Source organism: Coprococcus sp. AF38-1 (assembly GCF_003603945.1).
In the GTDB taxonomy this organism is placed as follows: Bacteria; Bacillota; Clostridia; order Lachnospirales; family Lachnospiraceae; genus Coprococcus; species Coprococcus aceti.
This window is the reverse complement of the sequence record NZ_QVGO01000003.1, coordinates 259072-272366: the sequence shown is the minus strand read 5'-3', so window position 1 is coordinate 272366 and position 13295 is coordinate 259072. Positions and strand designations below refer to the sequence as shown.

The 13295-nt window shown below is 42.4% G+C and carries 12 protein-coding genes and 1 tRNA gene; 2 read left to right on the top strand and 11 right to left on the bottom strand.

Annotated features, from left to right (window positions below):
• Window positions 1–19: 19 nt before the first annotated feature.
• The 5 genes from DW025_RS05705 to DW025_RS05690 form a co-directional block, all read right to left on the bottom strand.
• Window positions 20–796, bottom strand: a complete 777-nt coding sequence (locus DW025_RS05705; protein ID WP_119999137.1) for a hypothetical protein — start codon at window positions 794–796, stop codon at window positions 20–22.
• 103 nt (window positions 797–899) lie between these two features.
• Window positions 900–1280: a DUF6674 family protein gene (locus DW025_RS05700; protein ID WP_119999136.1), complete on the bottom strand. Its 381-nt coding sequence runs from the start codon at window positions 1278–1280 to the stop codon at window positions 900–902.
• Window positions 1281–1912: 632 nt separating this feature from the next.
• Window positions 1913–2140, bottom strand: coding sequence for a hypothetical protein (locus DW025_RS05695; protein WP_119999134.1), 228 nt, complete (start codon window positions 2138–2140; stop codon window positions 1913–1915).
• Complete coding sequence (locus DW025_RS14815) at window positions 2130–2288, bottom strand: hypothetical protein (protein ID WP_165854743.1); 159 nt, start codon at window positions 2286–2288, stop codon at window positions 2130–2132. Before DW025_RS14815 ends, DW025_RS05695 begins: the two co-directional genes overlap by 11 nt.
• Window positions 2289–2400: 112 nt before the next feature.
• A complete protein-coding gene (locus DW025_RS05690) occupies window positions 2401–3870 on the bottom strand; it encodes an alpha-N-arabinofuranosidase (protein WP_119999132.1) in 1470 nt (489 codons plus the stop codon).
• Window positions 3871–3984: 114 nt separating this feature from the next.
• Here DW025_RS05690 and DW025_RS05685 point away from each other — a divergent pair, with 114 nt between their 5' ends.
• Window positions 3985–4779, top strand: a complete 795-nt coding sequence (locus DW025_RS05685) for a helix-turn-helix domain-containing protein (protein WP_055272761.1) — start codon at window positions 3985–3987, stop codon at window positions 4777–4779.
• A gap of 1063 nt (window positions 4780–5842) precedes the next feature.
• Here DW025_RS05685 and metA read toward each other — a convergent pair.
• The 3 genes from metA to DW025_RS05665 all read right to left on the bottom strand — a co-directional run bounded on the left by metA (window position 5843) and on the right by DW025_RS05665 (window position 9607).
• On the bottom strand, window positions 5843–6751 hold the full coding sequence (gene metA, locus DW025_RS05675; protein WP_055223972.1) for a homoserine O-acetyltransferase MetA: 909 nt from the start codon (window positions 6749–6751) through the stop codon (window positions 5843–5845).
• A gap of 79 nt (window positions 6752–6830) precedes the next feature.
• Entirely contained in the window at window positions 6831–8867 is a 2037-nt protein-coding gene (gene ligA / locus DW025_RS05670) for an NAD-dependent DNA ligase LigA (protein ID WP_119999130.1), read from the bottom strand.
• Between the two features lie 35 nt (window positions 8868–8902).
• A complete protein-coding gene (locus DW025_RS05665) occupies window positions 8903–9607 on the bottom strand; it encodes a pseudouridine synthase (RefSeq protein WP_022216102.1) in 705 nt (234 codons plus the stop codon).
• Between the two features lie 314 nt (window positions 9608–9921).
• Here DW025_RS05665 and DW025_RS05660 point away from each other — a divergent pair, with 314 nt between their 5' ends.
• Window positions 9922–10386: an Lrp/AsnC family transcriptional regulator gene (locus DW025_RS05660; RefSeq protein WP_118016656.1), complete on the top strand. Its 465-nt coding sequence runs from the start codon at window positions 9922–9924 to the stop codon at window positions 10384–10386.
• 48 nt (window positions 10387–10434) lie between these two features.
• Here DW025_RS05660 and DW025_RS05655 read toward each other — a convergent pair whose 3' ends face one another.
• From DW025_RS05655 to DW025_RS05645, 3 genes are all read right to left on the bottom strand, one after another.
• Window positions 10435–11487 (bottom strand): hypothetical protein, encoded by a 1053-nt coding sequence (locus DW025_RS05655; protein WP_118649226.1) that lies wholly within the window; start codon window positions 11485–11487, stop codon window positions 10435–10437.
• A 47-nt stretch (window positions 11488–11534) separates the two neighbouring features.
• Window positions 11535–11606 (bottom strand) — tRNA-Arg (locus DW025_RS05650).
• A 101-nt stretch (window positions 11607–11707) separates the two neighbouring features.
• A complete protein-coding gene (locus tag DW025_RS05645; RefSeq protein WP_117548786.1) occupies window positions 11708–13165 on the bottom strand; it encodes an NCS2 family permease in 1458 nt (485 codons plus the stop codon).
• Window positions 13166–13295: the final 130 nt, after the last annotated feature.

The following is a 13295-nucleotide window of genomic DNA, read 5'->3' as shown; positions in this document are numbered from 1 at the left end:
ATTTGGTATATGCTGAATTCTAACATTTCTCTTCCCCTTCGTTGTCATAACACTCATACTTTTCGCTTGTGAATATTGCCATTCCTGCATTTGAGAAGATGAAACCTTCTTCAAAGAATCTGACAGATACATCGCTACTTGTTATTGCATTCCATGTAATTCCAGACTTAAAGTAATCTCTTTCATTGCGTACATATGCTTTTGGAAATGCTTTTATTTCTCTTCCATCGTTTTCCCAGTTTACAACATCAATATTAAAACCATACCATTTTCTAAAACCCCCGCCGTTATTATACGGATACCATTTAGCTTGCATACTCTCAAATATTGAAATTTTTCTATTATTTACTTCATACCAGCAACGCACAAATCTCCCATTGTCAGCTGTCGCCATACCTTGTTCTGGTTTACCAATTTTTTCAAGAGAAACACTATTTAAAAACACAACTTTCATATTATCACTAATCCAATATGCAATAGGCGCTCCTGGAATTTGTATAAAATCCTTCTGATTTGTCTCATAAAAATATCCACATTCTTTATTTGATAAAGCCTCCAAAACTTTTTCTTTCTGAACTTGCATTCCGCCTTTAAAATTTGATAATCTAAAGCACAATGAGCTTTCATTCGATTTTTCATTTTTCAATCCTTCACAATAATCAACTAACAATCTAATTGATTCAAAATTCATCTTAACAACATCTTCCGTAGTATCTGCGTAGGGAACTATATTATCTATAGAATGCTGTAGTTCTCTTACATGAAGTTCCAATTCTTTTTTTACATTATCTGTCATGTCTGTTCCTCCTCTATCTTCGTCTGAATTTTTACTTTCTAGATATCTACATACTACAAAATGTCATGTCCGTTTTTCAGTACATTCATTACCTGCATTCTTACTACGCAAAAAGGGGACGCAACTTATCAATAGCCACGTCTATATGGTGTTCAAGACTCTGATATACTTTCTTCTGCCACTCCCATGGACCTTTCAGTACAGATGAATCAATTTTGACAAACATATTGTCTTTATAGTTCTTCCGTTCTTTTCCCATAAGCATCCGGAAGCTATTTACAAACATATCGTTAGAAGCTGTCATGCCCTCCGCAAATCCCTCGATTCTTGCCAAAGTCTCATTTGTCTCTGAAATACCACCTCTAATCTTGTCCCGGATATTTTCAAGTTTTTGCTTCACTCCCCAAAACTCCATAACCTTACTCAAGGCCTCTTTGCCTCTGCTTTTTATTTCATTCACGATCTCTGTAGCTTTATTCTTCATGCCTGTCCTATTTACTTGTCAAAGGTACGTATCAAAGAGGTTTTCTCACCCCTTCATCTACGTAGCCGATGACAAGTGGCATCTCGCACCCCGAAAGCAAAAAATAAGCCGGTGTATTGCAACATACATCAGCTTATTTTAATGAATTCAATCCCTATCTGTTTCACATAGTAATATTTTTTTAATTTTTAAATTTTAAGAACGATTTTTTGACCCCATTTTGCCCACAATTCGCTCCGAAATCAGCCTAAATTATCAACTATATAGTGCTGTTCCCCAATTTTATATCTTATGTATTTCCCAACTAATTCCGTTTTAAAAACACCATCTGCATTTTGAAAAAGCTCCAATTAATAGCCACAAAGTATTAAAATATAGAAAATCGCATCATTTTTGCATACATTTATCATTGATATGTAGCACCTTTTGCTTAAAATACATTTTCTGTATAGGAGATTTCCCCGTGTCTTAATCGTGACACGGGGACACTCATCGTTACAAAAGGAACGTCCCCTATGCTACTCATTTACAGCTAATCACAAACACCAGACAATATCACAACCATCATTTTGCTCTGTGGCAGATTCATGGCTCAACGGATATATGTCCGTAATATTAAATTGTTTGTCAGGCTACACAGCCTGAACTGCAGGTTTATTATCATTCATCTTCTTCATGACCTTGCAGCCTGCCTTTTTATCATTTTTATCTTTTGGTCTCATCATCAAAAGGCCATCCTGTATCTGTATATTATATTCTGCACCACACCTCTCACATTTATGTTCCATATTTGAATTGCTGCACTTACACAGGAACTTGCCACAGCCCGGACAAGTAACATAATATAATCTAATCTCCATATCTTCTCTCACCTACACCTCCAGCTTTGAGAGAAGCTGCCCGGCGTATATCAGTTACACGTGTAATCTCATATTCACTTCCATCTTCCCACATAAATTTCTTGGGCAGAAGCACACCATCTTTCGTGAATACTGCTAATACATCCACATACACCTTATGGCTTTATAAAACAAAGAGCTGCGCTTCTTTAATGAAACGCAGCTCTTATGCTTATATTTTTATTTTAAAGACGAAATGCACTGTGAATATGCCCCAATATTTAGTCAACAACACATTCCACAACAGCACAAGGCGGAATATTCAGCTTTAAAACATTATCCTTGATGACTGCCGTATGCTCGGTAATGCTCACCCTGTCGGGACAGTCGAAGTCGTTATAGCTGTGCGCCTCGTTTGTAAGTATCCTGCACGAAACCGATGATGCTTTAAATCCGAAAATGCTGCATTCAACAGCAGCCTCTTCCGTAAGCGAACAGTTTGCGGCGGTAACGGTCATACTCTTTTCGTTCACCGATGCGGAAACCGAGATCATCGGAGCATTTTTGCCTTCCGACATATTTTCGTTCTGCGTATAGCAGTAAACTGCCTCGTTGTTTTGGTGTGTTTTAAAAAGGTCGAAAACGTGATATGTAGGCGTTTTTATCATCTTACCGCCCTCTGTAAGAATGACCGATTGGAGAACATTCACCGCCTGTGCAAGGTTTGCCATTACAACACGGTCGCTGTGTCTGTTAAAAACATTCAGCTCTATTGCAGCAACGATAGCATCACGCATAGTATTCTGCTGATATAAAAATCCCGGGGTCGTACCCTCTTCTACCTTATGCCAACAGCCCCACTCGCCTATTACAAGTCCTATTTTCTTTTCGGGATCATAGCGATTCATTATCTCCGAATGTCTTGTGATAAGCTCATCGGAAAAGTTCGCTGCAGCGATAGTTTTATAATAAAGCTCATCGTCAAAATCGGTGGCTGATTCCATTTCGGGCCATACGGGCATCGTATAATAATGCAGGTCGATAGCATCAACATTATTGCTGTCAAGATTTTTCATCATGACTTCTGTCCAGTTATAGTCGGCAGAGCTTGGACCGCAGGCTATTCTATAAAGTCTATTTCCCGAATAATTGCGGCAGAACGTCTGATACCTTTTATAAACGTCGGCGTAATATTCGGGACGCATATTTCCTCCGCAGCCCCAGTTTTCATTGCCGACACCGAGGTATTCGAGTTTCCACGGCTCGGCTCTGCCGTTCTTCTTTCTCTGCTCTGTGAGAGGCGATTCCACATCTGAGGTCATATATTCTATCCATTCGGACATTTCACGAACACTGCCGCTGCCAACATTGCCGTTTATATAAGGCTTGCAGCCAACAAGCTCACAGAAGCGCATAAATTCGTGTGTACCGAAAGAATTATCCTCCGTAACTCCGCCCCAGTTCGTGTTCACGATCTTTCGGCGCAAGGCTTTTTCACCGATACCGTCCTGCCAGTGATATTCTTCCGCAAAGCAGCCGCCGGGCCAGCGGAAAACGGGAGCTTTTATATTTCTGAACGCCTCGATGATATCATTCCTTATTCCGTCTGTATTCGGAATAGGTGAATTTTCACCCACATATATACCGTTGTAGATACATCTTCCGAGATGCTCGGAAAAATGTCCGTATATCTCGGGAGAGATATGTCCGAGCCTGTCGTCTGCATTTATTACTATTGATATTTTTTTCATATTATACCTCCGTCGCATACTGAATTATTATATTATCTATATAAGTCATTGACCTTGGTATTGCAATGACTTATAATATTATTATACTAACCGTTCGTACTTTGAGGTGATGATATGATAAGTATAAACACAGTCTGTCAGAACGTAAGACACAAAGGGAATTTTGAAATATGCAGACCGGATGGTTCGGGAGATGATCTTCTTGTTATCTTCAAGACCTCCGCTGTTCTGATACAAAACGGTGAAGAAATAACCGTTTCTCCCGACAGCCTCATTTTATACAGCAAGGGAACAATGCAGCATTACAAAACTCTGTGCGGAAGTTATGTTAATCACTTTGTCCATTTTGATACGGACGATACCGAGCTTATGAATGGGATAAAAACTGACACGCTTATCACCTCGGCGGATATTCCTGCAATTGAAGAGCTGCTTACGATATTATGCCGTGAAAATGTAGCCGGTTCGACCAACAGAAAACAATACGAAAATATGCTTATGCAGATGATACTTATGAAAATATCCGAAAGCAGCATAAATCCTGACAGCGATAAAAGCCGCATTTCCGCTCTTGAAATGCTCCGCACCGATATTTACAGCAATGCAGGGAGCTACAGCAATATATATCAGCTTGCTGAAAAAATGAATCTGAGTCCGTCATATCTTCAGGCAATATACAAACGGAAATTCGGGATAAGCTGCTATGAAGATATTTTATCCGCAAAGATCAAGACAGGACAATATTATCTTTCGACCACCGATATGACCGTTAAGGAAATATCCGACCTCTGCGGATACGGAAATGAGATATGCTTTATGAAGATATTCAAAAAAAGAACAGGGATCACACCGAGTGAGTACAGGAAAATTTCCAAGAATGATAATTTGAAAAACAACTTTATATGGTAAAGAATAAACTTTTATGATGAATTTTTTGAACATTGCGCAGATATTGCTTCGGTTGGCATAATAGTTGATTTTGCGGAAGATACGGAAACATATATCGTCGGCTCTCCTGCAGATATTAAGGCTTGGGCGTACAGCGGCTGTCCCCGAAAAGCTCCGACAGGAATTTTTCCCATGAAAACAGCTTCGAATTCATACATCTACAATTATCCAAGCTGCTTTCATCGAAAAGCAATTTATCCCCCAACCGGGTTAGCACATCAAGGATCAGCCATCCTCACTGCGTTCGCTCATGCCTATCTATAGCTGATCCGCAAGAAACCACTCTCCTGCTGTCAATATATGCTTCAGCAGGGCGTACTACATATTTCATTTTTATCTGTTGCTATCAGCATGACTCACCCTCGGTTCCTAATCTTGGGCTCCCGCAATTGCTTCGAGAATTATCCTGGCTCGTATGGGGATGTTGCCACCTATATGGCGAAATATGTTAGTCTGATATGCCTGTCCTATTTACTTGTCAAAGGTACGTATCAAAGAGGTTTTCTCACCCCTTCATCTACGTAGCCGATGACAAGTGGCATCTCGCGCCCCCGAAAGTAAAAAAAATAAGCTGGTGTATTGCAACATACATCAGCTTATTTTAATGAATTCAATCCCTATCTTTTTCACATAGTAATATTTTTTTTAATTTTTAAATTTTAAGAACGATTTTTTGACCCCATTTTATGTCTTATTTTGACCCCATTTTGACTCCAATCTGCTCCAAAATCAGCCTAAATTATCAGCCATATAGTTGCTGTACCCCAATTTTATATCTTATGTATTCCCCAACTAATTCCATTTTAAAAAACACCATCTGAATTTTGAAAAAGCTCCAATTAATAGCCACAAAGTATTAAAATATAGAAAATCACATCATTTTTGCATACATTTATCATTGATATGTAGCACCTTTTGCTTAAAATACATTTTCTGTATAGGAGATTCCCCCGTGTCTTAATCGTGACACGGGGACACTCCTCGTTACAAAAGGAACGTCCCCTATGCTACTCGGTCCCCTATGCTACTCCCACTTATAAGGTGTGAGCTGATAAACATAGTAGTTCAACCAATTCGCATACAAAGTATTCGCGTGGCATCTCCACTTCTTCACTGGTTTCTTTTCCGGGTCGTTGTCCGGGTAATAATTCACCGGGATCTGTGGATTAAGTCCCTTGGCGAGGTCTCTGTGGTACTCCTGGTCGAGGGTCAGCACGTCGTACTCAGGATGTCCTGTGACAAATATGTTCTTACCGCCGTCACCGATTATGAGGTACGGGCCAGCCACGTCTGACTCGGCTACGATCTCAAGGTGCTCATTGTTTACAATGTCCTCCTTGGATACGCCCGTGTATCTTGAATGTGGCACGTAAAATACATCGTCAAAGCCACGGACAAGCGGTGTTCTCTTGTGGAAGGTGTGATGTTCGTATATGCCGGACAGCTTCTGAGGAAGATCGAACTTCTGCACACCGTATCTGTAGTAGAGTCCCGCCTGGGCGCCCCAACAGATGTGCATGGTCGATGTGACATTTGTCTCGGACCAATCCATGATCTCGCGGAGTTCATCCCAGTAGTCAACATTCTCAAATTCCATCTTTTCAACAGGTGCTCCGGTTATGATGAAACCGTCCCATTTGCGGTTCTTTACGCTGTCAAAATCCTCGTAGAATCTGTCAAGGTGTCCCTTTGTCACGTTCTTGGACTCGTAGGACATGGTTCTAAGAAGCGTGATGTTCACCTGAAGTGGGGTGTTTGACAGGCTTCGCATGAGCTGCAGCTCTGTATCCTCCTTCAGCGGCATGAGGTTGAGTATCAGAATGTCAAGGGGTCTTATGTCCTGGCTGTGCGCCCTTCCTGTTCCCATGACAAATATGTTCTCGTCCTCTAATGTTTTCTTAACCGGCAGATCATCATCTATTCTTATCGGCATCTCTATTCATTCCTTTCCATTTACTGCTTATCCAAGCAAACATGCAGCAGCACACACCAAGTAATCTACCGCAGTTACCCTACTGTCCAATCAATTCTAAGAAATCCTCCTCAGATATGATAGGAACATCAAGGCTTTTCGCCTTCTTGTTCTTGGATGATGTGGAATTCACATCGTTATTTATAAGATATGAGGTCTTGGCAGATACAGAACCTGTAACCTGACCTCCTCTGCTCTCTATCAGTTCCTTGAGCTGGTTTCTGTTGTCAAAATGGGTGAGCGAACCGGTTATGACGAACACCTTGCCCGCCAGATCCTGCTCCGTATCAGAAACCTCATCCACAAACGTAAGCTCAGCCATCAACCTATCTATGATAGCACAATTCTTCTCATTTTCAAAGTATCTGACTATATCCTCTGCTATAACCTGACCGATTCCGTCTATCTCAACGTAGGCTGACACATCTGCCTCCTTCATGGCATCCATATCATTTGCAAAATGCTTTGCCATGAGCTTGGCTGTCGCCTCTCCGACATTTGCAATGCCAAGGCCATTGACAAGACGCCACATGTTCGTCTGTCTGGATGCGTCCACCGCAGCCACAAGCTTGTTGTACGACTTCTCGCCAAATCCCTCAAGTTCAACTATATGTTCTCTGTGAGCCGCAAGCTTATACAGATCAGGAAGCTCCTCGAGGATCTTCTCGTCTATGAACTTCTCTATGGTCGCCTCTGAGAGTCCATCTATATTCAACGCATTTCTGGACACGTAGTGTGAAAATGACTTGAGTTTCTTCGCAGGGCAGAACTGGTTTGTGCAGTACAGAGTCTCAACTCCTGACGCTGCACCGCCTTCCTCCCTCACTATCTCAGTCTCTCCTCCGCATGCAGGACACGCAGCCGGTATGACCACGTTACCGCTCATGGTTAGATTCCTTGCAATTTGCGGAATGATCATATTCGCCTTGTACACTGCAATCTCATCACCTTCGCCAAGCGCCAATGACTTAAGTATGCTGACGTTGTGTATGCTGGCACGGCTTACTGTTGTTCCCTCGAGCTCCACCGGGTCAAATACAGCAACCGGGTTGATGAGTCCAGTTCTTGATGGACTCCACTCCACATAACGGAGGTGGGTGATTGCCTCCTCATCCGCCCATTTGAACGCCATGGCATTTCGCGGGAACTTGGCTGTGGTTCCCAGGCTCCTTCCGTATGCCAAATCATCCAGCATGAGTACCAGACCATCCGATGGGAAGTCATTATCCGTTATCTTCTCTGAAAATTCCCTCACCTTATCAGGAAGTGCCGACGAGTCTGTCAGGTAGTGTTCTACCACGGTAAATCCCTGCTGCTCCAACCAGTCAAGCTGATATTTGAATGAATTGTGGAAGTCCACATCCTCACCGTCCACTAAATTAAAAGCGAAGAAATGTACATTTCTCTCTTTTGTTATCTTGTTATCGAGCTGTCTCACTGAGCCGCTGCACAGATTTCGCGGGTTCTTGTACTTAGATTCCGCATCCGTTATCTTCTCATTTATCGCATTGAAATCCGAGTATTTGATGACCGCCTCGCCTCTGATCGTCAGCTTGCCCTTGTACGGGATGTGATGAGGTACATTTGCAAATACCTTCGCATTGTTCGTGATGACCTCGCCTATCTCACCATTTCCACGGGTAACCGCTTTTATCATCTCTCCGTTCTCATATGTGAGAACAACTGTGAGTCCGTCCATCTTCCAGGATATTACGCCCTTCTGACCGCCAAGCCATGACGCAAGAGCACCTACATCCTTTGTCTTGTCAAGAGAAAGCATTGGATGCTCGTGAGCCTCCTTCGGGAGCTCACTGACGACCTCATATCCTACCTTGACCGTCGGGCTGTTGCTCATGACCATCCCGGTCTCTTTCTCCAGGGCACTCAGCTCATCGTACAGAGCATCATATTCCAGATTGCTCATGATCTCTGTATCTTCCATATAATATTTCTTTGCAGCATCGTTGAGCTGCTTTACAAGTTCTTTAATTCTGGCTATCTTGCCATTATCGTTATTGCCACTAATGTCATTATTTTCTTTAATATTTTCACTGGTATTTCTACTAATATCTTCCATACACACCCCACAAAAAATCCTATATACACTCTCTACTACATCCCCACTATCCGTCTCAGCTCTGCCTCTTCCTCGCGGCTGAGCTCCCTTAACTCTCCAGGTCTCATATTGCCAAGCTTCACGTTGCAGACCCTGACTCTCTTCAGGTTCACTACCCTGTAGCCCAATGCATCACACATTCGTCTGATCTGCCTGTTGAGCCCCTGTGTCAGCACTATCATGAATGACCTGTCATCTATCTTTCGCACCTTACATTTCTTTGTCACTGTATCAAGTATAGGCACTCCTTCCGACATCTTCCTGATGAAGTCCTCTGTTATCTCACGGTTCACCCGCACTCTGTATTCCTTCTCATGGTTGTTCACCGACTTCTGGATGGCATTTGACAGGTCACCATCATTTGTCAGAAGAAGTAGACCCTGGGAGTCCTTGTCCAGCCTTCCCACGTACTGAAGTCTGATCGGATAATCTATGTGATCAAATATATTGTCTGGATCAGCCTTACTCGCTGTACAGGTAAGTCCTATCGGCTTATTATATGCCAGGATCACTGTCCTATCCTTCTGCTGAACCTTCCTGCCCATGAATGTCACCACATCCCCGGGCATGACCTTCTGACCCATGACTGCAGTCTCTCCGTTGATCGTAACCTTTCCATTCTCTATATGTGTATCCGCAGCGCGCCTTGAGCACACGCCTGCCTCGCTGAGATATTTGTTAAGTCTTATTCCATCCGCCATAATCTTTCCTCTGTTATTATTTTCCTATATTGTTAATACATATCTCACATTCTAATTTCTGGTCAGCATACACCATGTATCAGCCAGACCAAGGCCAGTAAATTCTAACCAATATGCAGAACCATCATACCATTTATTTTTCATTTTGTGAACCATTCATCACACCATGTATAACCCACAGCAAAGATTCAGTTAAATTAATTTTGTAAAAGTCCTTGATTTTTTTTATCAATTAATGTATATTTAAGCAAACGCAAAGGTGTGTTTCTTCGGAAACGCACCTTTTTTTATTTTAGGAAAAGGAAGTGCATATTATGGATAACATCGACAGAAAAATCATTCATCTTTTACAGGGCAACGCCAGAACCCCACTCAAGTATCTGGCCAACAAAGTCTTCCTTTCTTCGCCGGCAGTTTCAGCAAGAATAGAGAGACTTGAGAAAGCAGGAATACTGACCGGATATCACGCAAGCATCAACCATGAGGCTCTCGGATATCACATCACAGCATTTATACACATGGCTCTTGATCCAAAACAGAAGCCAACCTTCTATCCATTTGTTGAAGCATGTCCAAATGTACTGGAATGCAACTGTGTGACCGGTGCGCACTCCATGCTCATGAAGGTCTGCTTTCCTAATACCATGGATCTCGACTCATTTATCGGACAGCTCCAGAGATTTGGCAGCACAGAGACACAGATAGTATTCTCCACACCGGTTCCTACCAGAGGGGTTTTGATCGACACAGATACTGTAGACTCTTCAGAGGCTATGTAACAAAATAGCTGTTCAGCAGAAAACGCAGGCATAAAGCCTGCGTTTTCTTTAATTATACATATTCTGGAACTTTCTAAATGTCTCATCCGTTCTAAGCAGATAATCATTGTTTTCTTTTACATGTTCATATATCGCCTGTATATCACCAGATGAGTTGATGGTGTTGATATACGAGCTCTCCTTGTCAGACAAAGCCGAATTGTTGATCTTGTAGCTTCCATCTGACTGTTTCGTCACATATAACGACCTTATATCGAGCGGTTCCGAGTTGACATCCTTTATCATCAGATTGGATAATTCGTACACGATATACGAATCTGCAGTATATCCGTTGGCTATATAACAGGTGGTCTTGTTGTACGCCGTTATATACTCCGCTGCTATCTCAATGCTCTTCATGTCGTCAAATTCCGACGGATCTGTGACCAGTCTCTGAAGTGTCGTCTGATCTGCCTTTGTTCTCGCCAAAAGGTAATTGTTCACTAGCTGATTTATCTCATCGATCGTACACAGCCTGTAATTTGCTCCGTCAGGTATCTCCAGTCTCACCGTATTATCTCTTCCGGTTATGTCCTCTGTGAACAGCTTATCGTTTATAAAAAATACATACACATAGACTCCGACAAGTATCAGAAATACCGCCCACAGCAAGACAAGAACGCCACCAGAGATCCCGCCATGTCTGGATCTTCTTCGGCCTTTCCGCGTCTTTGCCTTCTCTTCGGCAAAATAATCGTCATCGCCATACAGCTCTTCATCATCGAACATATCTCCGGTATCCGGTGCATCATCCATATCCTCAGGATCTTCTATGACATAATCCTCATACGGCCTTTTCTGTCTCGCCGGGGTCTCCTCAACCTCTGAAGCTCCGCCGGGCTCTGAGTTATCAGCCAGCTCCGAATCTTCACTGTCATCTAAGTCATCATCTAATCCCGAGTCTCCACTGTCATCCGATTCATCGTCTGACTCCGGATCTTCACCGTCATCTAAGTCATCATCTGTCTCTGAATCTCCACCGATCTCTGATTTCCCATCCAACTCCGGCTCTTCATTTTCTATATTCTGTTCTTCCGCTTCCAAATTCTTTTTCTTCTTCATCACTGCATATCATCCTTTTACGAAATAAATATCAGAGTATAAAAAAGCGTACCAGGGCGGAGTCGAACCGCCCGTCATGGCTCCGGAGGCCATTGCCGTATCCGATTGGCTACTGGTACACAGTTGGTATGATACTACAAAAAACTCACTTTGGCAAATAAAAAAACGTCCCCGCACTTATATGCGGGAACGCTTTGAATTCTCTTGTGTCACTAAATAATTACATAGTTACCGAAACGAATTTTACTATGAATAAGAGTGCAATAATTGTCACTACGATATCCTGCTTCTTATACTTGCCTGTGAACAGTGTGATAAGAACATATGTGATAGCGCCAAGACCGATACCATTTGAAATAGAGTATGTCAGCGGCATCATAAGGAATGTCACGAATGCAGGAACTGCTGAACGCATATCCTCCATATCAACCTTTGCAAAGTTCTTAGCCATAAGTACACCTACGAAGATAAGTGCTGGTGCTGTTGCACATGATGGAATGATGTTGGCAACAGGGCTGAGGAACAGACATACTGCAAAGCAGAGTGCTGTAACCAAACTTGTAAGACCTGTTCTACCACCTGCAGCGATACCTGAAGCTGACTCTACAAATGTTGTACATGTTGATGTACCGAGAAGAGCTCCTGATACAGTACCTATAGAGTCACACATCATACACTCGTCAAGTTTCATTGGGTCACCCTTCTCGTCAAGCATATTAGCCTGGGAAGCTGCACCATAGAGAGTTCCGATGGTATCAAACATATCTACCAGACAGAAGCTGACAACAAGCATGATTGCTGAGAACACACCGCCGATATACTCAGCAGAGAATGCATCCTTCCATGCCTGTCCCTGGAACACTCCGAGGAATCCGACTGAACCGAAATCCTTGAATGACTGTCCGATCGATGAGAAATCAAAGTTAGGTGCCTGAAGCATCATAACATAATATAATACTGTAGATACAAGGATACCTATGATAATGTTACCCTTTACATTAAGCTTTGCAAGGATCGCAATTATTATAAATCCTACAAATGCTACTATAGGAGGTGCGATCTGTGCAATAGCCTCCTTTGTGCTGCCAGCGCTTGTGATCACACCGTGGAAATCAAAGAACTGAACAAATGTATATGGGTTGTCCTGGATAAGTGTTGCATTCTTCAGTCCGATAAGAGCTATGAACAGACCAATACCTGCCGGAATTGACTTCTTAAGGCACTCAGGCATTGCAACTGCAATGTACTTTCTGAGTCCTGTCACTGAAAGGATCAGGAATACAAGACCTGATATCAATACTATTACCAGACCTGCCTGATAACCTCTGATAACACTCACACCTGCAAATGCTGCACCAGCTACAAAGATAGTACAGAAGAATGAGTTAAGTCCCATTCCGCAGGCCTGTGCAAATGGCATGTCCGCGAGGAACGCCATGAGAAGTGTTCCCACTATTGCAACAAGAATAGATGCGATGAATACAGCATTCCATACTGTACCAAGCTCACCAGCCATGTCTGGAACTGCCCCTGCCAGCCAGCCATTGCTGCCTTCTCCTGCAACCTGATTTGGATTGACCAGAACGATGTATGCCATGGCGAAGAATGTTGTAAGTCCTGCCATGATCTCGGTCTTGATTGTAGACCCACGCTCTGAGATTTTGAAGAATTTGTCCATGATTACTCTCCTTTTCTCGTTTTAGTATAATATAAACAAATACTTATCCATTCTATATCACTTAATGATACTTTTTCAACTACTTTTAAATAATTTCTTAATGTTTCTTACAAAAATTAAATAACATATA

Excerpts from the sequence above, each read along its gene's own strand:
- DW025_RS05705 (WP_119999137.1), bottom strand. The coding sequence starts at position 796 with ATGACAGATAATGTAAAAAAAGAATTGGAACTTCATGTAAGAGAACTA.
- DW025_RS05695 (WP_119999134.1), bottom strand. The coding sequence starts at position 2,140 with ATGGAGATTAGATTATATTATGTTACTTGTCCGGGCTGTGGCAAGTTC.
- DW025_RS05685 (WP_055272761.1), top strand. The coding sequence starts at position 3,985 with ATGATAAGTATAAACACAGTCTGTCAGAACGTAAGACACAAAGGGAAT.
- DW025_RS05665 (WP_022216102.1), bottom strand. The coding sequence starts at position 9,607 with ATGGCGGATGGAATAAGACTTAACAAATATCTCAGCGAGGCAGGCGTG.
- DW025_RS05655 (WP_118649226.1), bottom strand. The coding sequence starts at position 11,487 with ATGAAGAAGAAAAAGAATTTGGAAGCGGAAGAACAGAATATAGAAAAT.
- DW025_RS05690 (WP_119999132.1), bottom strand. The coding sequence starts at position 3,870 with ATGAAAAAAATATCAATAGTAATAAATGCAGACGACAGGCTCGGACAT.
- DW025_RS05645 (WP_117548786.1), bottom strand. The coding sequence starts at position 13,165 with ATGGACAAATTCTTCAAAATCTCAGAGCGTGGGTCTACAATCAAGACC.
- DW025_RS05700 (WP_119999136.1), bottom strand. The coding sequence starts at position 1,280 with ATGAAGAATAAAGCTACAGAGATCGTGAATGAAATAAAAAGCAGAGGC.
- metA (WP_055223972.1), bottom strand. The coding sequence starts at position 6,751 with ATGCCGATAAGAATAGATGATGATCTGCCGGTTAAGAAAACATTAGAG.
- ligA (WP_119999130.1), bottom strand. The coding sequence starts at position 8,867 with ATGGAAGATATTAGTAGAAATACCAGTGAAAATATTAAAGAAAATAAT.
- DW025_RS05660 (WP_118016656.1), top strand. The coding sequence starts at position 9,922 with ATGGATAACATCGACAGAAAAATCATTCATCTTTTACAGGGCAACGCC.